The sequence below is a fragment of the Kordiimonas sp. genome (assembly GCF_048264555.1).
Lineage (GTDB): Bacteria > Pseudomonadota > Alphaproteobacteria > Sphingomonadales > Kordiimonadaceae > Kordiimonas.
The window spans coordinates 18,421-39,972 of sequence record NZ_JBLXCX010000006.1; the positions used below are offsets into that span (position 1 = coordinate 18,421).

General features: G+C 53.6%; 25 protein-coding genes. 11 read left to right on the forward strand and 14 right to left on the reverse strand.

The window, feature by feature from the left end; translation table 11 throughout:
• Window positions 1-30: 30 nt before the first annotated feature.
• The 9 genes from ACN0XZ_RS15090 to ACN0XZ_RS15130 form a co-directional block, all read right to left on the reverse strand.
• On the reverse strand, window positions 31-360 hold the full coding sequence (locus tag ACN0XZ_RS15090; RefSeq protein WP_417458625.1) for an ArsR/SmtB family transcription factor: 330 nt from the start codon (window positions 358-360) through the stop codon (window positions 31-33).
• Window positions 361-414: 54 nt separating this feature from the next.
• Complete coding sequence (locus ACN0XZ_RS15095) at window positions 415-867, reverse strand: molybdenum cofactor biosynthesis protein MoaE (RefSeq protein ID WP_417458626.1); 453 nt, start codon at window positions 865-867, stop codon at window positions 415-417.
• A 2-nt stretch (window positions 868-869) separates the two neighbouring features.
• Entirely contained in the window at window positions 870-1,124 is a 255-nt protein-coding gene (gene moaD, locus ACN0XZ_RS15100) for a molybdopterin converting factor subunit 1 (protein ID WP_417458627.1), read from the reverse strand.
• A gap of 3 nt (window positions 1,125-1,127) precedes the next feature.
• On the reverse strand, window positions 1,128-1,679 hold the full coding sequence (pgsA, locus tag ACN0XZ_RS15105) for a CDP-diacylglycerol--glycerol-3-phosphate 3-phosphatidyltransferase (protein ID WP_417458628.1): 552 nt from the start codon (window positions 1,677-1,679) through the stop codon (window positions 1,128-1,130).
• Between the two features lie 72 nt (window positions 1,680-1,751).
• The gene (gene uvrC, locus ACN0XZ_RS15110; RefSeq protein ID WP_417458629.1) at window positions 1,752-3,605 is read right to left on the reverse strand and encodes an excinuclease ABC subunit UvrC; all 1,854 of its coding nucleotides are present in this window, start codon (window positions 3,603-3,605) and stop codon (window positions 1,752-1,754) included.
• Window positions 3,606-3,981: 376 nt separating this feature from the next.
• Entirely contained in the window at window positions 3,982-4,410 is a 429-nt protein-coding gene (folB, locus tag ACN0XZ_RS15115; RefSeq protein WP_417458630.1) for a dihydroneopterin aldolase, read from the reverse strand.
• 4 nt (window positions 4,411-4,414) lie between these two features.
• Window positions 4,415-5,176, reverse strand: a complete 762-nt coding sequence (locus ACN0XZ_RS15120; protein WP_417458631.1) for an SDR family oxidoreductase — start codon at window positions 5,174-5,176, stop codon at window positions 4,415-4,417.
• The gene (locus ACN0XZ_RS15125) at window positions 5,173-6,153 is read right to left on the reverse strand and encodes a calcium/sodium antiporter (protein WP_417458632.1); all 981 of its coding nucleotides are present in this window, start codon (window positions 6,151-6,153) and stop codon (window positions 5,173-5,175) included. The genes ACN0XZ_RS15120 and ACN0XZ_RS15125 overlap by 4 nt, the downstream gene beginning before the upstream one ends.
• A 79-nt stretch (window positions 6,154-6,232) precedes the next feature.
• Window positions 6,233-7,171 (reverse strand): 2-hydroxyacid dehydrogenase, encoded by a 939-nt coding sequence (locus ACN0XZ_RS15130; protein WP_417458633.1) that lies wholly within the window; start codon window positions 7,169-7,171, stop codon window positions 6,233-6,235.
• Between the two features lie 292 nt (window positions 7,172-7,463).
• Between ACN0XZ_RS15130 and rpmF the strand changes: the two genes are divergently transcribed.
• The 3 genes from rpmF (at window position 7,464) to ACN0XZ_RS15145 (ending at window position 9,123) form a co-directional block, all read left to right on the forward strand.
• On the forward strand, window positions 7,464-7,649 hold the full coding sequence (rpmF, locus tag ACN0XZ_RS15135; protein ID WP_025896608.1) for a 50S ribosomal protein L32: 186 nt from the start codon (window positions 7,464-7,466) through the stop codon (window positions 7,647-7,649).
• Between the two features lie 168 nt (window positions 7,650-7,817).
• Window positions 7,818-8,594: a M48 family metallopeptidase gene (locus ACN0XZ_RS15140; protein WP_417458634.1), complete on the forward strand. Its 777-nt coding sequence runs from the start codon at window positions 7,818-7,820 to the stop codon at window positions 8,592-8,594.
• Window positions 8,595-8,700: 106 nt separating this feature from the next.
• Complete coding sequence (locus tag ACN0XZ_RS15145) at window positions 8,701-9,123, forward strand: DUF6869 domain-containing protein (protein WP_417458635.1); 423 nt, start codon at window positions 8,701-8,703, stop codon at window positions 9,121-9,123.
• Between the two features lie 20 nt (window positions 9,124-9,143).
• Here ACN0XZ_RS15145 and nadC read toward each other — a convergent pair whose 3' ends face one another.
• From nadC to ACN0XZ_RS15160, 3 genes are all read right to left on the reverse strand, one after another.
• Window positions 9,144-9,983 (reverse strand): carboxylating nicotinate-nucleotide diphosphorylase, encoded by an 840-nt coding sequence (nadC, locus tag ACN0XZ_RS15150; RefSeq protein WP_417458636.1) that lies wholly within the window; start codon window positions 9,981-9,983, stop codon window positions 9,144-9,146.
• Between the two features lie 19 nt (window positions 9,984-10,002).
• Window positions 10,003-10,995, reverse strand: a complete 993-nt coding sequence (gene nadA / locus ACN0XZ_RS15155) for a quinolinate synthase NadA (RefSeq protein WP_417458792.1) — start codon at window positions 10,993-10,995, stop codon at window positions 10,003-10,005.
• 99 nt (window positions 10,996-11,094) lie between these two features.
• Complete coding sequence (locus tag ACN0XZ_RS15160) at window positions 11,095-12,000, reverse strand: MBL fold metallo-hydrolase (RefSeq protein WP_417458637.1); 906 nt, start codon at window positions 11,998-12,000, stop codon at window positions 11,095-11,097.
• A gap of 446 nt (window positions 12,001-12,446) precedes the next feature.
• Here ACN0XZ_RS15160 and ACN0XZ_RS15165 point away from each other — a divergent pair, with 446 nt between their 5' ends.
• Genes ACN0XZ_RS15165 through ACN0XZ_RS15175 form a run of 3 tightly spaced genes read left to right on the forward strand, consistent with a single transcriptional unit; the run spans window position 12,447 to window position 15,805 of the window.
• Window positions 12,447-13,775 (forward strand): APC family permease, encoded by a 1,329-nt coding sequence (locus ACN0XZ_RS15165; RefSeq protein ID WP_417458638.1) that lies wholly within the window; start codon window positions 12,447-12,449, stop codon window positions 13,773-13,775.
• Between the two features lies 1 nt (window position 13,776).
• Window positions 13,777-14,652 (forward strand): dimethylarginine dimethylaminohydrolase family protein, encoded by an 876-nt coding sequence (locus ACN0XZ_RS15170; RefSeq protein WP_417458639.1) that lies wholly within the window; start codon window positions 13,777-13,779, stop codon window positions 14,650-14,652.
• Between the two features lie 4 nt (window positions 14,653-14,656).
• A complete protein-coding gene (locus ACN0XZ_RS15175; protein WP_417458640.1) occupies window positions 14,657-15,805 on the forward strand; it encodes an aromatic ring-hydroxylating oxygenase subunit alpha in 1,149 nt (382 codons plus the stop codon).
• 7 nt (window positions 15,806-15,812) lie between these two features.
• On the opposite strand, the gene ACN0XZ_RS15180 is transcribed toward ACN0XZ_RS15175, so the two are convergent.
• Window positions 15,813-16,754 carry an MBL fold metallo-hydrolase gene (locus tag ACN0XZ_RS15180; RefSeq protein WP_417458641.1) on the reverse strand — a complete coding sequence of 314 codons (942 nt, stop codon included), beginning with the start codon at window positions 16,752-16,754 and terminating at the stop codon, window positions 15,813-15,815.
• Window positions 16,755-16,918: 164 nt separating this feature from the next.
• Between ACN0XZ_RS15180 and ACN0XZ_RS15185 the strand changes: the two genes are divergently transcribed.
• Window positions 16,919-17,518, forward strand: coding sequence for a uracil-DNA glycosylase family protein (locus tag ACN0XZ_RS15185; RefSeq protein ID WP_417458642.1), 600 nt, complete (start codon window positions 16,919-16,921; stop codon window positions 17,516-17,518).
• Here ACN0XZ_RS15185 and ACN0XZ_RS15190 read toward each other — a convergent pair.
• The gene (locus tag ACN0XZ_RS15190; RefSeq protein ID WP_417458643.1) at window positions 17,515-18,543 is read right to left on the reverse strand and encodes a polyprenyl synthetase family protein; all 1,029 of its coding nucleotides are present in this window, start codon (window positions 18,541-18,543) and stop codon (window positions 17,515-17,517) included. The two genes, ACN0XZ_RS15185 and ACN0XZ_RS15190, sit on opposite strands and share 4 nt — an antisense overlap.
• Before the next feature lie 167 nt (window positions 18,544-18,710).
• Here ACN0XZ_RS15190 and ACN0XZ_RS15195 point away from each other — a divergent pair, with 167 nt between their 5' ends.
• From ACN0XZ_RS15195 to map, 4 genes are read left to right on the forward strand one after another with little or no spacing between them, the layout of a single operon-like run.
• The gene (locus tag ACN0XZ_RS15195) at window positions 18,711-19,517 is read left to right on the forward strand and encodes a tRNA1(Val) (adenine(37)-N6)-methyltransferase (protein WP_417458644.1); all 807 of its coding nucleotides are present in this window, start codon (window positions 18,711-18,713) and stop codon (window positions 19,515-19,517) included.
• Window positions 19,518-19,555: 38 nt separating this feature from the next.
• A complete protein-coding gene (locus tag ACN0XZ_RS15200) occupies window positions 19,556-20,437 on the forward strand; it encodes a S49 family peptidase (protein WP_417458645.1) in 882 nt (293 codons plus the stop codon).
• Entirely contained in the window at window positions 20,438-20,764 is a 327-nt protein-coding gene (locus ACN0XZ_RS15205; protein ID WP_417458646.1) for a chorismate mutase, read from the forward strand.
• Window positions 20,761-21,501, forward strand: coding sequence for a type I methionyl aminopeptidase (gene map / locus ACN0XZ_RS15210; RefSeq protein WP_417458647.1), 741 nt, complete (start codon window positions 20,761-20,763; stop codon window positions 21,499-21,501). Before ACN0XZ_RS15205 ends, map begins: the two co-directional genes overlap by 4 nt.
• Window positions 21,502-21,552 lie beyond the last annotated feature (51 nt).

Sequence of the window (21,552 nt, forward strand, 5' to 3'; positions counted from 1 at the left end):
TTTCTTTTGCGCGCAACTCAAGAGTATTGGCTACGAACAGGCTGTACTATCCATGGAAATTGAGCAGATTTCGGGATGACCATCACAGCAATCGTTTACAAGATAGCTCATGAGATCACGGGTTCTATCGAGGTCGACCGAGTAGATCATACTGCGTCCGTGCCGCTTCGAGCTAATCAGGCTCGCATTTGAGAGGATAGTCAGATGCGCTGAAAGGGTATTCTGAGGCACAGCTAGCTCTTTAGCGATATCCCCGGCGGCCATCCCTTTTTTGCCTTGCCGTATGAGAAGACGGAACACACCAAAACGAGTGGCCTGAGCAAGGGCGCTGAGCTGAGATACAGCATCGTCGTCGTTCATTGGCTTGGGCTCCGTAGTCTTAAGGGAGAAGGATGCTTTTTTGATAGCAACCAACTATGAGGATTGCCAGCGTTTGAGGGCGGTTTCATCGGTTTCTTTGGCATCAACCCATTTTACGTCGCGTCCAGTATCTTCCTTTTTCCAGAAAGGTGCTCTGGATTTCAGAAAATCCATCAGGAAGTCTGCGGCCTCAAATGCGGCTTGTCTGTGTGCGCTCAGAGTAACAACAAGTACGATATTGTCCGCAGGTCTGAGTTCGCCGTACCTGTGAATAATTCGGCACCCAAGCAGAGGCCAACGGCTCTCTGCTTCTGCTGCTATGGTCTCAAGCTCGCGTTCCGTCATGCCCGGATAGTGTTCGAGCGTCATGCTTTTTAAGCTGCCGTCAGTGTCACGAACAGTTCCGGTGAAGGTGACAATGGCGCCAACGTCCGTTCGGTCGCCCCTGAGTGCCGCAATTTCTGCCGCAGTGTCGAAGTCTTCAAGCTGAACAGAGACTGTGGCCATATTTACCCTCCTGTAACAGGTGGAAAGAAGGCTATCTCATCAGCGTTGGTTACGCTGTGTTCAGCTTTGACGTGAACTTGATTAACAGCCACACGGATGGCGTCTCGTTTTTCAAACGCTCTGGCGTAGTTGTCACTCTGTGTGGCTAAATAACGGATCAGCGCGGAAACGGTAGTCACGTCTTTCGGTATTTCAACCGTCTCTTCCGATTTGCCGATGGTTTCGCGCACCCATGAGAAATAGAGGAGCTGTGCCACGTGTTACACCATGTGCTTGAGGCCAGCACGCAGATAGTCATAGCCTGTGTAGAGGGTAAGGACAGCAGCTATCCAGAGCGAGATGATGCCGAGTTCTTGCGCGGGCAGGCCAAACTCCACAGCGCCCTTTGACCACACGAGCATGCCGAGCGCGAGCATCTGCACGGTTGTTTTCCATTTGGCGAGCATGGATACAGGCACGCTAACCTGTGCGCCAGCGAGGAACTCACGCAAGCCTGAGACGAGCAACTCGCGGCACATGATGATGACAGCTGCAATGACATGAACGCCTGACACCCAGCCAGCGAACACCACCATGACAATAACAGCAGCAACCATCAGCTTGTCAGCGATCGGATCAAGAAACATACCGATTTTGGAGACGGAGCCGGTGGCACGCGCGAGGTATCCATCAAAAAAGTCAGTGATGCCTGCGAGAGCGAAGGTAACAAACGCGACATGGCTGCCGAACGGTTGCTCCAGAAAGAAGGAGGCAACAAGAATTGGGATCACGAGGATACGTGACAGCGTCAAAATGTTCGGCAATGTCCACATGGTTACACCCTCGTTCTGCTTGTGTCGCCACCATAACCCAATTGGCCGTATGGTCAATCACCGCTCGATCATCTAACCGCGAAAATGATCATATATCTGTTGCGCCATGGCGCGAGAGATACCCTCAACGCTCTCCAGGTCACGGACATCAGCACCAACAATCGCTTTCGCGGAGCCAAAGTGATGCAGGAGCGCCTTCTTCCGTTTCGGACCTATGCCAGGCACGCCGTCGAGTGGAGATTTTTTGATGTCTCCTGTCCGTTTGGCACGGTGGCTCCCGATTGCGAAGCGGTGTGCTTCATCACGCAGGCGTTGGAGATAATAGAGAACCGGGTCAGTTAGCGGCAACATAAAGCTCTCGCGCCCCGGCATATGGAACTGCTCACGTCCCGCGTGCCTGTCTGGCCCCTTTGAGATCGCTACAACGGTGACATCGGTGACGCCAAGGTCATCCAGAATTTCCATCACTGATGACAGTTGCCCTTTGCCACCATCAATGAGCAGCACATCGGGCCAATGCCCTCGTTCCTTGTCTGCGTCTTCCTTCAATAGCCGCTTGAAGCGGCGTTCCATCACCTCTCGCATCATGCCATAGTCGTCACCCGGTGTGAGGTCTTCGGACCTGATGTTGAATTTGCGGTAGGCATTTTTCATCATGCCGTCTGGCCCGGCTACTATCATGCCACCAACCGCGTTTGTGCCCTGAATGTGACTGTTGTCATAAACCTCAATCCGTTGAGGAGGCTCCGACATATCGAAGAGCTCAGCAACGCCTTCCAGAAGTTTTGACTGGCTCGCACCTTCAGCCAAGCGACGTTCGACGGCTTCTTTTGCGTTCCGCACCGCCTCGCGCATCACATCGGCCTTTTTCCCTCGCTCAGGCACGCTCAAAGCGACCTTACGGTCCATGCGTTCGCTGAGGGCGGCGGAAAGCAGCTCTTGGTCAGGGGCGGAGTGCGATAGAAGAACAAGGCGTGGTGCAGGCTTGTTGTCGTAAAACTGGCTCACAAACGCCATCAGCACGTCTTCGATGCTGTCTGACTTGTCGTGTTTAGGGAAATACGCACGGTGGCCCCAGTTTTGCCCTGCACGGAAGAAGAAGACCTGAATGCCAACTTGGCCGCCAACCTCCGCAGCCGCAATAATATCGGCTTCATCGACCATGGCGTTGACCATCGTCTGGTGGCTTTGGATGTGGGTGAGGGCGTTAAGCCTATCCCGGAATATTGCCGCGATTTCAAATTCGAGGTTGTCACTCGCTTCCTGCATGGCGGTTGCGAACTTCTTTTGAATGCCTGAAGTGCGGCCTTCAAGGAAGGCGCGCGTTTCGGCTACCATGTCATTATATTCGGTTTTAGACACATGCCCTACACAGGGACCGCTGCAGCGTTTGATTTGATAGAGCAGACATGCGCGTGTTCGTGTCTCAAGGGTGTTGTCACTACAGGACCGAAGCTGAAATACCTTTTGCAGGGTATTCAGGGTGCGGTTGACGGCAGAGGCGCTGGCGAAGGGACCGTAATATTGCCCTTTGTGGCGCCGGGCGCCTCTGTGCTTGCTGATCTGGGCCCATTCATGGTCTTCACGAAGCAGTATGTAGGGGAAGGATTTATCGTCCTTCAGGAGCACGTTGAAAGGTGGCTTGAAGCGTTTTATGAGCGACGCCTCGAGGAGGAGGGCCTCGGCTTCTGTACGTGTCGTGACAAACACCATCGAAGTGGTCGCTGCGACCATCCTCATCAGGCGAACGCTTAAACGGTTAGGTTGCGTATAAGCGACGATGCGTTTCTTGATACTTTTGGCTTTGCCCACATAGAGAACATCTCCGTGCTTGGAGAGCATCCGGTATACCCCAGGGGCTGTCGGTGCTGTCTTCACATGCGCTTTAATTGTCGCAATACCATTTTCAAGCGACGCTTCGGTCACAGGCGATGTCCCTCCTTCTGTTCTTCAACTTGTGCCGGATTGGTACAGGAGAATCAATGAGACAGTTTTATATTTTGATTCGGAAAAAAGATTTCCACGTATCCTGTGGATAACCTTGTGGGAAAGTTCGATGTTGTGATTGCAACATCGCTGTAACACTAGGTTTTTTACGGATTGCTTATTTTTTGTGCAGATTATCTAAGTCATTGATTTATATAGGATTGGTGGCGGTCAAGGTGAGAATTTTTTTAAGTTGAGCTTTGGCCGCTTGTCTAATGAAATGCATTATGGCAGCGGTTGATTCGGTGTGCACAACTTCGCGTCAAAACCTGACGTTTACGTCGGGGAAAACTCAATTGTTACTAATTGGTTAAGGTTATTGTGCGTGTCTGTGACGCTCAATTTCAACACCGACACTGGCTGCACCTTCAACCGCTTCAAGCTTCTCAACCTTTACCCTCGTGCCGATGACGCGGATATCTTCTAGGGTCATTTGAGCGATTCTTTCAGCCAGTGTTTCGACAAGGTTTATATGCCCCTCATCAAGAATTTTTTGGATGCCGATCACCACGTCATTATAACACACAACTTTTGATAGTTGATCTTCGTGGTGCTCACCCTCTTCGAGAACAGAAAGATCGACACTGATACGGATGCGCTGGCGAGTGTCTTTCTCGTGATCCCAAACGCCGATCTGTGCCACGGTTTCATAGTCACGCACAAAAACATGCCGTACAGACCGTGTGGCATCCGCATAAGGCATATGCAGGATGTTGGATTTGATCGTTGCGTCGTCATGCGCCATGGCATCAGTCCTCAAGTATATCGGCGGTGCGCCAAGCCAAATGTTGGCCACCGTCCAGCGCCATCATTTGCCCTGTGATGGACGGAGTCTCAAGCAGAAAACGCACTGTGCGGCAAATTTCATCAAGCGTTGGGCCTTTTTCAAGCGGTACGGTAGCTGCTTCTGCCGCGAAGTCGGATGCGCTTTGCCTTGTATTGGCGAGCGTTGGGCCAGGCCCGATTGCGTTCACCCGAATAGTGGGGGCGAGGGCCTGTGCCATAGTTTTGGTGAGTGTCCAGAGCCCGGCCTTCGACGCGGTGTAGGAGAAATATTGCGGGTTGAGCTTCAAGACGCGCTGGTCAATCATATTGATGATATTGCCAAGCGTTCCTTCGGGCAACTGAGCGGCGAAATGTTGACTCAATATCGCGGGTGCGGTCAGATTGACGTTCATGTGATGTTGCCAGCGAGCGGCGGTAAAGTCTTGCAGCCGGTCATCTTCAAAAATTGAAGCGTTGTTTATTAGTGCCGTTAATGGCGTGCTCAGTGCGTCGGCGGCGCGAGTTATGAGCGTTGAGGTCTCATTCGTGTTGTTGAGGTCAGCCTGAATAGCAACGGCACGCCCATCAAACGCCTCGATTTCTTCAATAGTATCTTCAGCCTCATCTGGTGAGCCATGGTAGTGTACCGCTACGGCCCAGCCTTCCGCGGCCAGATCCAGGGCGATCGCGCGACCTATCCGGCGCGCCGCACCGGTTACGAGCACCGCCCTTGAAGGGCGCGTCATACGTGTAGCCCCATAACGGCGGCGCTTTCAGACGAATGCGCAAGATACACCATGTAGCCAATATAAAGCACAATCATCGCGGCACCACTTAGTTTGCCGACGTTGGAGCGAAGCTTGATAAACGGCACCAGCAGAAGGGACGAGCCAAGCATGACCCATAGATCAACCCTGAGGAAGCTATCCGGCACGGGAACTGTGCCAAAGAGCGAGGTCACTCCCATGATAGCCAGCAGATTGAAGATGTTCGAACCAATCACGTTACCGACGGCCACATCACAGTGACCACGTATGGCGGCCATGACACCTGTCACGAGCTCTGGCAGGCTTGTGCCGAGGGCGACGAGGGTGAGGCCAATAACAGCTTCCGAAATGCCAAATTCACGTGCGATGTCAACGGAGCCGATTACCAGCATATCCGCGCCAAGCGCTAGGCCAATCAGGCCACCAAACAGACACAAGAAGGCAACTTTATAGGTGTCTGGCTTGCGGTCCAGCTCTTCCATTTCAGCCATCTGGGCCGCAGATTCAACCGGGCAGGCTTTTCGTCCAACGATGGAGAAAACCAGAAACATGCCTAGGAAAGCCAGTAGCATGAGCCCTTCAACCCATGTGAAGGCACCATCCTGAGCAAGGGCAATGAAAACGACGCTAGCACCAAGCATGATGGCAAGGTTGCGTCCGATCTTTGGGGCAGAGCAAGTCATGGGAGCCAGCACAGCGGGCAGGCCGACAACCAACAAGGCATTCGCAATGTTGGAGCCAACCACATTGCCGATTGCGAGCGTTGGGGCGCCCTTGAAGACAGCGTCAACACCAACCAGCATTTCCGGAGCCGATGTGCCAAAGGCCACAATGGTGAGGCCAATAACGAGTTTTGACAGACCGGCGCGCATGGCAAGGGAAACCGATCCGCGGACCAGATAGTCGCCGGCGACTACGAGTAAAACTAACCCGGCGACAACTTGAAAATATGCCATATGGTGATCGTATCCTTTTATGCACGCGCCAAGCGCCACTTAGCGCTTATATAGGTACTGAGTTTCCGAAAAGGAAGGCTTAGTAACCACGATTTGCGTCAAGCAGGTTCTCTGGCGCGTTGCCCTGTTCAATTCGGGCGATATTGCGCATTACATATTCTGCCGCCGTATCCGGGCGGGTTATGGCAGCGATATGGGGAGTGATGATCAGATTGTCTAGCCCCCATAATGGATGATCGCGGGGCAGGGGCTCTTCTGGGAACACATCCAGCGTTGCACCAGCGATATGTCCTTCCTCCATCAATGCCTTCAGGTCATCCAGCACTATCAACGTGCCGCGGCCAGCGTTGACGATGCTCGCACCTTTCGGTAGCAGGGAAAGCCGCTTCTTATTGAGCAAGCCTTGGGTTTCTGCGGTACTTGGCAGCAGACCAACAAGGATGTCAGTATCGGAGATGAAGGCGTCCAGGCTATCCGCGCCGTGATGAAGGGTGATGCCCTCAACAGGTTCCTTTTCTGTACGAGACCACGCCGCAACTTTGTACCCAAAGGGTAGGAGGGTTTTTGCTGCTACCTGACCGAGTGCGCCAAAGCCGAGAATGCCGACGCGGACATGTTTGGCAGCAGGAGCGAAGAAACGTCCCCAGTCTTTATTTCTTTGTTTAGTGATCATACTGGGGATGCCGCGGTGATGCATAAGCACACTCATGGCAACAAACTCCGCCATACCCTCCCTCAGGCCATCATCTCCCATACGGATAATTGGTAGGTTTGGTGGTAGGTCGGGGTCGCGGGTCAGGTGATCAACACCAGCACCGAGTGAGAAAACAGCCTTGATATTGGGGTATTTGGCAAGCAGGCCGGGTTTTGGCTCCCACACAAACGCGTAGGCTGGGCCATCGCTTGGGGTGCCCCAATCAGGATAGCTGCGGAACTCAATGTTTGGAGCAACCTTCAACAGGGAATCGCGCCAGATATCGTGGCTATAGTCCTCAAGGTAAAAAAGAATACGTGTCATGTTGTTTTGCCAGCCTTTTTTGGGTGAGCTTTCAGCCCTGAACTTGGTGCCAGTTCCTCTTTCATAATCACTTAGGGCGAAGTTGGGAAATGTCTGCTTGAATTGCACTCGGGAATCAATTATCAGAACGCCCGAACGAACGGCCTTGCGCATGTGTAAGGTTTTTCTTGCAATTGAACTAGGCTCGCCTTATGTTGCGCGCCTCGAATCAAGGGGTTCACGTGTTTGTGGGCTCCAAAGTGTTGCCCGGTGGCGCCTCTGGCGGGCCCCGGCGAGCGAAAAGGTTAGAAAAATGGCAGTACCTAAGAGAAAAGTAACTGGCTCTCGCCGTGGTATGCGTCGTTCGCACGATGCCCTGAAAGCTGTAAACTATCAGGAAGACTCACACACTGGCGAATACAAGCTGCGTCACCACATCGACCTGAAGACAGGTATGTACCGTGGCAAGCAAGTGCTGGAGCCAAAAGGCGACTACTAAGCCTTAAGTGCTTTCAAGCGAATTTCAGAAACCGGCGTCTCGTATTGAGGCGCCGGTTTCTTTTTGTCTGGATACCTTTCATCTAATTTTCTTTTTCAGAGAATTGTCTTTTAGCTGCCATCGTGTTTGGTATTCTTGACTATCACGTCGCAACAATGGGGACCCGAGATGCGTATTGGAAATATCATTGCCCTTTCTGCAGGCTTGTTTCTGGCGGCCTGCGTGACCGAAAACGCTGTAACGGGCCGGTCGCAGTTCATTACCATTCCGCCAAGTCAGGATGCTGCCCTTGGTCTTGAGGCGATGAATGAGGTCAAAAAAACGGCTGACGTGAAAACAACAGGCCCCGCTGCGCAAAGGGTGAAACGGATTGGTGCACGCATTGCGGCTATTTCCGACAAGCCCGACATGCCCTGGGAATTTGTGGTGATCGAAGAAGATGTGCTCAATGCGTGGGCGCTGCCGGGTGGTAAGATCGCTGTTTATCAAAAAATGGTGGACAGTTTTACGGACGATAATGAGCTCGCCGCGGTGATGGGGCATGAAATCGCACATGCAATCCTCCGTCATGGTGCAGAGCAGATGAGCCGTGCGCAGGCACAGAACCTTGCCATCGTGGGTGTTGGTGCCGCTGTTGGCGCTACCACCAAAGATGGCGAGATGGCCCAGATGGCCGTAACGCTAGGGGCATTGGCAGCACAAGGTTTTGTTCAGCTTCCTCATAGCCGAGCAATGGAGCTGGAGGCCGACGATATCGGCACGCTCTATATGGCGCGTGCAGGGTATGATCCTCGCGCTGCCGTCCGGCTCTGGCAAAAGATGAAGTCAATGAAAGACGGTGCCTCCCAGCCAGCGTTCCTGTCTACCCATCCATCTGATGATAAACGCATAGCGCGTATTAATGCCAAGATGGCAACCTATATGGCTGAGTATAAAAATAATTAAACCTTTAATAAAAACGAGATAGTGATTTGATCGTTGTCTCGTTTTGGTGCACCTTTCAACTATGAGGGGAATTTAATGTTGCTGTTGGGGCGACAGGGGTGCACTGATGACCGAATCTGAAATTCAGGAGTTGGCCAAGAACTATCTTGGCTACTTCCTTCATGATGGTGCTATTGAGGCGCATGAGTTCAAGGCTGTTGAAACCATGTGGCGCTTGTGCAGGGATGAACCCAAAACGGGGTTTCGTGCTATTTGGGTGGCTGTGAACATGATAGAGGCCGAGAATAGCCGCGCCTTGTCATTTCTCGGCACGGGCCCACTCGAAGACCTGATTAACTTTCACGGTGGCGATATCGTCGGTCTGCTTATTGAGGCGGCACGCGAGAATGTAAACTTCTGTATCGCGCTTTCATGCGTATGGAAGAACGCGCTGGATGATTATGCTTGGAATCGTTTGGCTGAAGAGTTGCCAAACATAAGAGCATTCCATGGTAAGCATCGCGACGAGACAGGCGCACCACTTTCCTAATCTGGTCTCTAGGCTATGCTTTAAGCGTAGTCGAGGCCAATATCGACCGCAGGAGCTGATTGTGTCAGCCGTCCAACGGAGATGTATTCCACCCCCGTTTCTGCAATAGCTTTGATGGTGTTGAGATTGACGCCGCCGGATGCTTCGCACGGTATTCGGCCGTTCACAATGGCCCGGGCTTCCCGCAGCATGGCAGGAGGCATGTTGTCGAGCAGAAGGCTGTTCGCGCCCGCTGTCACCGCCTCACGGACTTGTTCTAGCGTATCGCATTCTACCTGAATGTCGTTGCGTCCTGCAGCCTTGGCACTAGCGATGGCGGTTTCGACTGAGCCCGCGACCGCGATATGGTTGTCTTTGATCATAACAGCATCAAAAAGGCCCATGCGGTGGTTCTGAGCGCCGCCCATGGCCGTTGCATATTTACCAAGCTTCCGAAGCCCTGGAATGGTTTTACGGGTATCAAGGAGGATAGTGCCGGTATTCCGTATCAAATCAACATAGCGCCGGGTGAGGGTGGCTATGCCAGACATGTGCTGCACGATATTGAGGGCCGTGCGCTCTGCAGAGAGAAGTGCGCGCGCTTTACCCTCCACTCGCATGATGCGGGTGCCTGGCGCAACTTTATCACCATCGGCCACCAACATGGTTATGGTGCAGTCTGGGTCAAGGCGTTTGAAGATAGGCGTAACCAGAGGCAATCCTGCCAGAACCATGGTCTCGCGCGCATTCATGGTCGCTGATAACATGGCACGTTCCGGGATCACGGTTGCGCATGTTACGTCACCGTCACCAATATCTTCCGCGAACGCGGCATCGATAAATGCATCGACTTCCGCATCTGTGAGGGGAAAGGCAGCCATTTGGCCCTCCTGTTAGGGCTTATGCACCAATCGCTGAAACATCTTTTGATGGTCCCGCCGCGGGGCTCATCTCCAGCATTTTGCGAAGGGGCTTTTCTGCGGCGATCCGTGTCTCTTCATCAAGCTCGATAACCGGGCCTTCATCGCGCAGGCACAGATATAGTTTTTCCATCGTATTCAGCGCCATAAAGGGGCAGGTGTTGCAACTACAGTTGCCGTCTGCACCAGGGGCGCCAATGAATGTTTTCTCAGGCGCCGCCTTCTCCATCTGGTGGATGATGCCGGGCTCAGTCGCGACAATAATGGTATCCGCAGTATGCTCCGTCGCGAACTTGAGGATCGAGCTGGTGGAGCCCACATGATCCGCGTGCTGGACAATATTGTCAGGGCATTCAGGGTGCGCGGCAACGGGCGCGTCGGGGTGTTTTGCTTTCAGCTTGATCAGTTCTTTTTCGCTGAACATCTCGTGCACAATGCAGGTGCCTTGCCATAGTAGCATGTCGCGCTCAAGCTTGCGGGAGAGGAAACCACCCAAGTGCCGATCGGGCGCGAAGATGATCTTTTGGTCTTCCGGGATCTGCTTCACGATATGCTCAGCGTTTGAGCTGGTCACGATGATATCGGTGTGAGCCTTTACGGCAGCAGAACAGTTGATATAGCTGAGCACCATATGGTCGGGGTGTGCTTTGACGAATTTTTCAAATTCATCGGGTGGGCAGCTATCCTCCAGGCTGCATCCCGCAGCGAGGTCCGGCAGAACCACTTTCTTCTTCGGGCTCAGAATTTTTGCGACTTCAGCCATGAAGCGCACACCGCAAAACACGATCATATCTGCATCTGTTTCTGCGGCCTTGCGGGAGAGATCAAGACTATCGCCCACAAAGTCTGCGATATCCTGAATTTCACCGGCCTGATAATAATGCGCGAGGATGACCGCATTTTTTTCTTCACGCAGGCGTTTGATTTCGGCCACCAAATCGAGGGTGGGATCAACTGCCGGATGCGATACCATGTTCATCTGTTTCTCCTGCGCGGGGCATGACTAATAACTTCGTGCAGCGGCATAAATACCGACCTAACGCCGCAAAGGCAATTAAGGATTTTTACGCCTTCAACCAAGCTCATACTGTGCTGATAGTGATGGCGCTCCCGGCGTTTTCACCCGGCCTTCATCACAGAGGGCGATAAGGTGCCCGAGTACGGAACGCGCGGCGGCAGGATGAAGCCGGGGGTCAATATCCTTATACATGCGGCTGACCATCATATTGATATCCATCGGGCCATCTTCAAGGTGCTTGAGAATCTGGCCTTCGCGCATGCGCCGGTGGGTGATAATTCCGCGCACGAACGGGGTTGGGTTTTCAATTCTAGGGCCGTGGGTAGGGTATAGAAATGACGGGGCTTCTTCCATCACGCGTTTAAGGCTTGCGAAATAGGCGCGCATATCCCCGTCTGGTGGTGCAATCACTGTTGTGGCCCAGCCCATAATATGATCTCCAACAAAAAGTGCTTTTTCTTCCTCAAGCATGAAACACAAATGATTTGCGGTATGCCCCGGTGTATGGATTGCACGTAACGTCCAGCCGTCACCATCAAAAACTTGGCCGTCGGAGACCAGATGGTCCGGCATGAAACTGGTGTCCGCACCTGCCTCTACATCTTCGCCCTCAAGCCCACCTTTGCGGCCTGCGCCATGAGCGCTAAAGGCGTAGCTGGGTGCGCCTGTGCGCTCGCTCAACCAACTGGACAGCGGGGAATGATCGATATGAGTGTGGGTGACAAGAATGTGGCTGATGGTCGTATCGCCCGCTGCGCGAAGAATTGCTTCCCCATGTTCGGGCATCATAGGGCCGGGGTCAATAACAGCTATGTTCGCACCGCTTCCGACAAGGTACGTACCTGTGCCGGTGTAGGTAAAAGGACTTGGGTTCTCACACAATACACGGGTTATCAACGGGCTGAGGCGTTCTGCTTCGCCATATGGTGTTTTAAAATCCTGAATAAATTCGGGGCTCATAGACAGTATTCCTCGGTGGATGAGGCTCTATGACTAAACCGGATCAGTTGCAGGGAAAAGGAAAATGGGTCGAAGCCGACTACACCAGCGGATTGAGGTGGGGCATTGAGGTGTAGTCGGACTTCGATTTCGTCGGATCGCAGGCAGTGGCAGCTGGATGCAACCCTTAAACTTGGAAGCCTGGGTCAGGTGGCAGCCGGAGTACCAGGTTCGATCACATAATCGCAACGGGTGTGCCAGAATTAAAAATACAATAATTTCAATTAGATAGAGTTTATTTATTCTCGCCTTGTGCCATGTAGGGACAGGCGTGTTTCAAAATGACACAGTTTCAGTTGTCCCAGAATGAAACAGATCCGGTGCCAATACTCGCCGCTAAACATTTGTTCTATTTCCGTGACATTTCATGTTCTTGCGTTACGCTCACGTTAAATCAGTGGGGGAGAATGCTGGTGAAAGAGAAAAAGCGCGTCATGGGGTTTTGGCGCACGTGGGGCTTGTCCATCGGCATGATGGTTGGCTCCGGTGTGTTCATGCTGCCAACGGTTCTGGCACCTTTTGGAAAATATGCACTCCTGAGTTGGTTGGTAACCGGGGCTGGTACTGTGGCGCTCGCGTTTTCCCTCGCTTATATGGCCCGGCGGGTCACCACTAGTGGCGGCCCTTATGCATATACCAGAGCAGGGTTTGGTGATTTCACCGGTTTTCTAATGGCATGGGGCTATTGGGTTTCTGTCTGGGTTTCAGTGGCGGCTGTCACGGTTGCGTTCATCGGGTATCTGGCCGAGTTTATACCGTCCCTACGGTCATCGTCGTCTGCGTCATTGGCGTGCGGTTTGGCCCTCATATGGGTGCTGGTGATCATCAACTGCCGCAGTGTTCGTGGTTCCAGCGCATTTCAGCTTGTTACGAGCCTCGCGAAGTTCTTGCCGCTGCTTTTCCTAGCGTTATTTGGCCTTGTGAGTGTAGAGAGCGCCAACTACGCGAATATGATTGAACCAGTGAGCCCGCTGTCCGCCACTGCTGCTGCGAGTGCGCTCGCCATGTGGGCGTTTATTGGTTTTGAAGTCTGCACTATCCCGGCGGGCGAGGTGCAAGACCCAGCCCATACCATTCCGCGTGCGACGATGGCTGGTGTGTTGGCGGTGGTGGTGCTCTATCTCGCGGTGACAGTGGCGGCATTTGGCCTTTTGCCTGCCGAACAATTGATGCATTCAACCGCACCGCTTGCGGACGCGGCGTCCGCCTTGGTCGGCCCTGTTGGTGCTACAATCGTCGCGGTTATCGCACTGATCGCAACCGGCAGCGGGGTGAACGCGAATGTGTTTGCGGTGGGGCAGATGCCAATGGCGGCGGCGCTTGACGGCCTGTTCCCCAGCCCGTTTGGAAAGCTGACCCGATACGGCACGCCAGCAATTTCTTTCATCATTGGTGGTGCGCTGGCGTCTGTTTCCCTCGCGCTCAACTTTGTTGATGGGCTTATCGTTGCGTTTGAATTTCTGATCCTGCTTGCGACAGTGACAGCAATTTTGCCTGTGGCGATGTCTGCGGCATCGGCATGGCTTTTTGCCGTACGCGAACCCTCAGTATCCAAGGTAGGGCATATGCGAGACACAGTCGTCGCAGCTGTTGGGTTTGCCTACGCGGTATGGGTGATCGCCGGGTCGGGGCGCGATAGCGTTTATTGGGCGCTTTTGCTCTTGTTGGCTGGCGTGCCGATCTATGTGTGGGTAACAGCGCAGCGACGAGACCAAGTTAGCGTGAAGGATAATTAGAGTGGCGACTATATCTGGCTTGAATGAATTTGGTCGTATCAAGGCGGTTGCAGTACGCACACCTGCCGAAGCCTATGTGTCTGAGGACAAAATTGGGACAGAGTGGCAGGCATTACGCTTCTATGAGGCACCGGTGCTGGAGGCGGCGCATCAGGAACATAAGGCACTTATAACTATATTGTCTGATGCCGGGGCAGAGGTGATCGAACTAGGAGGTGATGACGCGCTTACGCTTGACAGCATCTACGCCAGGGACGCGCTGCTTGTAAGCCCCAAGGGGCTTATCATGTGTAATATGGGACGGGCGAGCCGCGGCGCTGAGCCGGCAAGGAACGCAGCGCTTTTGAAAGCCTTGGGTTTTAAGATTGCAGGGGAGGTAAAGGCGCCGGGCACGATTGAGGGAGGCGACCTTATCTGGCTTGACGACAACACCCTTGCCGTGGGTGAGGGGCCGCGCACTAATGCTGAAGGCATCCGCCAGCTAAAGGAAATACTCGGCGAGGCTATCGAGGTACATGTTGTGCCACTGCCTGCGCCCAGTCACCCCGAAGATGTTTTTCATCTCATGTCCATGATCAGCCCACTGGATGCTGATCTGGCGCTGGTATATCCCCCATTGATGCCGGAAGATTTTGCTCGCTGGCTCAAGCAGCACGGGATCGAGCTTATCGACGTGCCGGAGGAGGAATTCATACCCATGGGGTGCAATGTATTGGCGCTGGGCCCAAGAAATGTGGTGATGCTTGACCAGCTACCAAAAACCAAAGCGCGGCTTGAGGCAGCTGGCTGCGTGGTACAAACCTATAGGGGCGATGAAATCAGCCGGAAGGGCGAGGGTGGCCCAACATGCCTGACCCGGCCGCTGGTGCGGGAGTAGTGTCATGGATGAGAGCAACCAAATGACCTCAGCCACAAGTGTATACGAAAGTCTGCCCGCATGGGCTTATTCAGATACCACCTATTTCAGGGCCGAGATGGAGGCGGTCATTCGCCCTTCTTGGCAATTGCTTTGCCACCAGAACGACCTGCCGAATACAGGCGACTATGTAACGCTTGATATCTTGAATGAGCGCATTGTTGCGGTACGGGGTAAAGACGGCTCCATTCGTACATTCCACAATGTTTGCAGGCACCGCGGCTCCCGCCTACTGGAGGGTAGCCAGGGCGCTTGCGGTGCACGTATCCGCTGCCCTTACCATGCCTGGACATGGGATCTCGAAGGTACCCTGGTGAACGTTCCTTATGAAAAAGACTTTGAAGCCTTTGACAGGCGTGAACATGGTCTCGCGACGTTGCCGTCCGAGGTGTTTTTGGGTTTTATTTGGGTGCGGCTTGATGGGAGATCCGATGCTCCCGGTGTTGCTGATCAGTTTGCTCCCTACCTTGAAGAGATACTCCCCTACCGGATTGATGAGATGCAGCCCCTCGGGCGTGTCACTCTGCGTCCTCGTCCGGTAAACTGGAAGCAGATCGCTGACAATTATGTGGACGCGCTTCATATCCCGGTTGCGCATCCGGGCCTCTCAGGTCTCGTCGGCAATACCTACGGGATGGAGGTGAAGGGCGATATTCACAAAATGTGGGGCAATGTGATGGAAACGCGTAAGGACAGTTGGTCAACACGCGCCTACAAAAGGTTGCTGCCAGAAGTTTCACACTTGGCTGCCGACAAGCAGCGGCACTGGGTTTACTATCGCCTTTGGCCAAATGTGGCATTTGATATCTACCCTGACCAAGTGGATTTTATGCAGTTTATTCCGGTCTCTGCCACTGAGACTTTGATCCGCGAGGTGGCCTATGTGCTACCAGATACCCGGCGGGAGATGAAGGCCGCCAGATATCTGAACTGGCGCATTAATCGGGAGGTTAATGCGGAAGATACAGCAATTATCAGCCGCGTGCAGGACGGGATGGCGTCTTCAAGTTTTACTTCGGGGCCGCTTGCAAAAACAGAGGTATGCCTGCTCGACAGTGTGCGACGTATCAGGGAGGCGCTGCCGCAAACCATGTCACGGCAGAAACCTTCCTGAGTTTGGGCTACATGCCTTTTTTCTTGGTGAGAATCTCTTTTTCCGCGCCAAACACGTTGCCAGCTACAAGCTGACGTGGGTTGAAGCCGAAGTCGTCATATGAACGGTATTTCTCGAGCAGGCTGTCAACAACACCGCGCCTTGCCGCTTGCGTGAGGTAACCATTCTCGCCAAGGTTTTCAGGTTTGGTCATTGCTTCCTCGGTGAGCTTTTGAACAGTTTCAATATAGGCGATCTGTTCATCCGCTGAGGTGAGGCGAGACACATCATTATGGCCGGGCAACACAAAGGTGTCGGCGGGATAGGTGTTCTTGAGGAATGTCAGGTGGCCAATCGCGCCGTCAAGGTGTCCTTCACCAACATAATAGTGGGTATGCGGATAGTAGGTATCACCCGCGAAGACAACATTGAGGTCTTTTTGGTAAATCACTGCATTGTCCGCCGCCTCTCCAGCGCCTAGCAAATGTATCTTGAACATAAGGCCGGTGATCGAAAGCTCCTGCCCGTCGCTGATTATATCGGTTACGGAACCAAGGCGCTCGTCCAATGCTTCGCCAAACGCGTTCGGCATGGGGTAGTAGCCGAGTATCTGCTTATGCACGCTCGTGAAGTTGTCGGCAGTAACCTGACTTGCATACACAGGAAAATCGCCCAGTTCGTCCTTGAGCGTGGGGAGGCCACCAAAATGGTCGAGGTGCGGATGAGTGATAATCACGCCCTTGAGCGGCTTACCAGTGGCTTTGATTTGTGCCGCCAGCATCTTGGCGTCAGACGGCACAAGCTGGGCATCAATAAGCGCAACACCATCGGGCCCTTCAACCCAGTAGGAGTTTGTACTCCATGCCAGGTGGTTGGCTGCATAGCGGTGGACCTTGGCGTCTTCTGCTTGAGCGGCCGGCAATGCGATCAGGCTAAAACCCAGTGCGGCGGCGATGATATTCTTTTTCATTTCGTTTCCTCACATCCCCCAATGAATGGCAACAGCAGACACTTAAAGCCTCCCTGAGGTCAACTGCGCTTATGTTTAGGGCAAAGGTTCGGTCCTTGGGAAACCAGATGTGATTTGATCGTTACTGGCAGAGCGGGCTAGCTATGCGCTGAGGGGATGTGGGAATGGAAAACACACTCGATCAATTGAGCAGAGATGCGCGCGGCTGCCGGATCTGTGCCGATCACTTGGCACTTGGCCCACGGCCTGTGTTTCAAGTGCATACGAACGCGCGAATACTGGTGGCGGGGCAGGCGCCTGGCACCAAGGTTCATGCCAGCGGTGTGCCGTTTGACGATGCGAGCGGTGACCGGCTGAGAGACTGGATGGGCATTAATCGAGACGTGTTTTATGACGCCAAGCGTGTGGCCATCTTACCCATGGGCTTTTGTTATCCTGGGCGCGGCCGTTCAGGTGATCTTCCGCCAAGGCCAGAGTGCGCGCCAAAATGGCGACAGGCAATGCTGGAGCTGATGCCAAATCTTCACCTTACGCTTGTGATAGGTGCATACGCGAAAGACTGGCACCTGCCAGAACTGAAGGCAGTCTCACTTACAGAAGCCGTGAAGCAGTTTGAGGGTCAGTTGCCAGATGCGCTTCTGTTGCCGCACCCAAGCCCGCGCAATAATATCTGGCTCAAGAAAAACGATTGGTTTGAGGAGAGGGTATTACCCACCCTTCAAGCGAGGGTTGCCGAAATTCTGGGCGCGAAGCACCAAGCCTAGTAGGCGCGGTCTATACAGAAATCGACGATATCAAGAAGTGCGGTTTTAGCCGGATGATCCTTGAAGATCGCGAGCGCGTCTTTGGCCATGGCGCCGTAGTGACGCGCGCGGTCAATCGTTCCGTTCAGCGTATCATGTTGGCCAAGCAGACGGATGGCTTTCTCAAGATCACCATCTTCTTGCCGTCGGCGTTCCACTGTGCGTTTCCAGAAGGCTTTTTCTTCATCTGACCCGCGACGGAAGGCAAGGATAACCGGAAGCGTAACCTTGCCTTCGCGGAAGTCATCGCCAATTTCTTTACCCAAGGTGGCCTGTACCGCAGAATAATCGAGCGCATCATCCACAAGCTGGAACGCGATACCGAGATATTTGCCGTAAGCGTCCAGTGCTTCTTCTACCTCGCGCCCTTGGTCTGAAACCACACCAGCCACCTCACAGGCCGCAGCAAAAAGCACCGCTGTTTTTGCGGTGATCACCTCAAGGTATTTCTCTTCAGGCGTGCTCAGGTCATTTGCTGTGGTGAGTTGAAGGACCTCGCCCTCTGTAATAACAGCCGAGGTGTTGGAGAGAATTTTAAGGACCCGAAGCGAATCGCTTTCAACCATCAGCTCAAATGCACGGCTGAACAGAAAGTCACCCACCAGCACCGTTGGCTGATTGCCCCAGATGAGGTTAGCGGTTTTTTTACCGCGCCGCATGTTGCTTTCATCCACCACATCATCGTGCAGAAGAGTGGCGGTGTGGATAAATTCAACCGCGGTTGCAAGGCCGATATGCCGCTTGCCCTCATAGCCAATCATCTGGGCTGATGCGAGCGTCAGCATGGGGCGCAGGCGCTTGCCGCCGGATGAGATCAAATGGCCTGCAAGCTCAGGGATAAGCGCCACTGGGCTCTGCATGCGATCGAGAATTAGCTCGTTCACAAGGTTCATGTCGTCGGCCACAAGGCCTTGCAGGACCTTGATGGGGTTTTCGGTTGTATCCGCTTTGCGGCGACCGTGAATAGGGACGACATTGGTTGGCATGGTGACCTCGACGCTGCTTGTGTTATTTTTTGTTGGCGGACAATACCGCCGTGGTTAAGTGAAGGCAAGGCATAGCCGCCACACGTGTGTCATTTGACCGCAGATAAATTCCACGTACAATTGCCCATGATAAATGAATAAAACGTGAACTAGGCGGTATCGGCCCCATGACACAGCAGGCGACACTAGAGGAAGGCACAATCACTGCGGGTGAGGCACAAGGCCAAGCCGTTACGGTGGATGATTTTTTGGGTGGCGCTATCAAGCTTATTCAACCCAAAGATGGGTACCGGGTGTCGATGGACACGGTGATGCTGGCGGCGTCTGTCCCCGCGAAAGCTGGTGAACGTGTGATTGAAGGTGGTGTGGGCTCAGCTGGCGCGGCGCTTTGCCTCGCGCGCCGGGTGCCCGGTGTGCAGGTTTTTGGTTTAGATATTCAGGACGATATGCTGGCCTTTGCGCAGCGGAATATTGATCACAACCAGCTCGGCGAACAGGTGCAGGTTGCGAAAGGGTGTATCACTAGTAGGGATATTGGCGAAGCAACCTTCGACCATGTGATGGTGAACCCGCCTTATTTGGCCGATGGACGGGGGATCAGGCCACCGGTGGAGAGTAAGGGCCTCGCGCACATGGATTCGTCCGCTGCGCTGTCGGACTGGATAAAGTTCTGCATCCACGTAGTGAAAAACAGGGGAACAGTTTCCATCATCTACCGGGCTGACCGAGTGGATGAGGTGATCGCGCATTTGCACCGGCGGGTGGGGGAGTTGAAGATCATGCCGCTGTGGCCACGGTTTGGGGCGCCAGCAAAACGCGTCATCATTCAGGGCCGCAAAGGGGTGCATGGTGCCGCAAGCATATTGCCTGGTCTGGCACTACATGGTGAGGTTGCCCGCTACACCCGTGAGGCAGAGGCTATTTTGCGGGATGGTGCTGCGCTGGACCTGAAAGGTTTTGCACGACAACGATAAAGCCGTTATTGAGGGCGAAACGAAAGCAAAGCCGCCAGATGCAACGAAAACTTTCAAAACTGATTTACACCCTCCGGTGTACCTTATTTGGTGATCCACCGCCCAAAGTGGCTGTGGTTCGGCTTTATGGTGTGATTGCGGCTGGCAAACGGTTTCGTGGTGGTATCAATATGGCCTCTGTTGCGGGGCAGCTTGAGCAGGCCTTTTCAATGCCGGGTGTGGCGGCAGTTGCGCTGCAGGTAAACTCACCAGGTGGTTCGCCTGTTCAGTCAGCACTCATTACGGGGCGCATACGGGCGCTGGCGCGGGAAAAAGACATACCTGTCCTCGTGTTTGCTGAAGATGTGGCGGCATCAGGGGGCTATATGCTCGCGCTCGCGGGTGATGAGATTTACGCCAACGAGTCTTCCATTATCGGGAGCATTGGGGTGATCTCCAGCGGTTTTGGTTTCACGGAGGCAATCAAGAAGCTCGGTATAGAACGGCGCCTGTACACTGCAGGTGAAAGCAAAGCGATGCTGGATGCTTTCTCTGAAGAAAAGGCAGAAGATGTCGAGCGGCTGAAGGCTATCCAAGCTGATATCCACGAACATTTCAAAACCTTGGTGCGTGATCGCCGGGGCAAGCGTCTGAAAGGGCTGAGGGCGCGCATTTTTTCCGGGGATGTGTTCACAGGCAACGATGCTGTCAAAATGGGTCTCATTGATGGTATCGGTGACATACGGACAGTGCTTCGGGACCGGTTTGGCAAGAAAGTTCGGTTGCGCCTGATTGGTGAACGTAAACCTCGTTTCTCTGCACTGCTAGGCCTTGGCCGCAGTATGGGCGACGGCGGAGAGAGCAACACGATGGCCGACTTACCGCAAGGTATGCTATCGGCTATTGAAGAACGGCTCTTCTGGAACCGGTTTGGACTATAGATGAAGGTGACGGAGGACCGCGTGACGGAAGCGCAAACCCATGAGGCCCAGTTGACAGCGTACCGGGAAAGTATCGACAATATTGATGCTGCCCTCGTATTTATGTTGGCGGAACGATTTAAGATAACCAAGGCGGTTGGCTTTTATAAAAAAGAGCATGACCTGCCTCCCGCCGATCCCGGGCGGGAACAGCGGCAAATTGAGCGGCTGCGTGAGCTTGCCAAGTCGGCCAATCTGGACCCGGAGTTCAGCGAGAAATTTCTGCAGTTCGTGATCAGGGAAGTGATCCAGCACCATGAACGTATTCGTGAAAAAGGTGAGATATGACGGTTGACGGTCCAGAGCAGCTTGAGAAGCTCAAGGAAATTGGCGGTATTTGCCGTGACATCCTGCGTGCGATGGGGGCCGCTATAAAACCGGGTGTTACACCTCGCGAGCTGGATGCTATTGCCGAGAAAATGATGAAAGAAAGAGGCGCACAGTCCGCCCCTATGCTTGCTTATGATTTCCCGGGCTACACCTGCATTTCTGTTGGTACCGCCATTGCGCATGGTATCCCCAGCGATATACCTCTGAAAGAAGGTGAACTGGTGAATATCGATGTATCGGCCGAGAAGGACGGTTTTTTTGGCGATACTGGCGCGAGCTTCCCGGTTGGTGAAATTGCGCCTGAATTGAAGAAACTTCTTGAAGCCACCAAAGCAGCGCAGCGCAAAGCCATGTTTGCCGCACGTGCGGGCCAGCCGCTGAACGCAATTGGAAAAGCGGTGGAAAAAGAAGCCAAGAAATACGGCTACCATATTATTGAAGGCCTGAATGGTCACGGTGTCGGGGCGTGGATTCATGAAGAACCCACCGTCTCCAACATCTATCAATCCAGCAACCGTCAGAAGTTGCAGGAAGGTCAGGTCATGACGATCGAGCCGTTCCTCGCCACCAAAAGCCGGACCTACGCGGAAGATATGGACGGATGGACGCTGCGTCTCGCCAATGGTGGTTTTGGTGCGCAGTTTGAGCACACTTTTGTCGTGACCAAAGGTGCGCCAATTGTTCTTACCGAATAACAAGCATTCTCTTGCTTGACCGGTGCTGGCCTGACCGTTACGTTGCGCGCA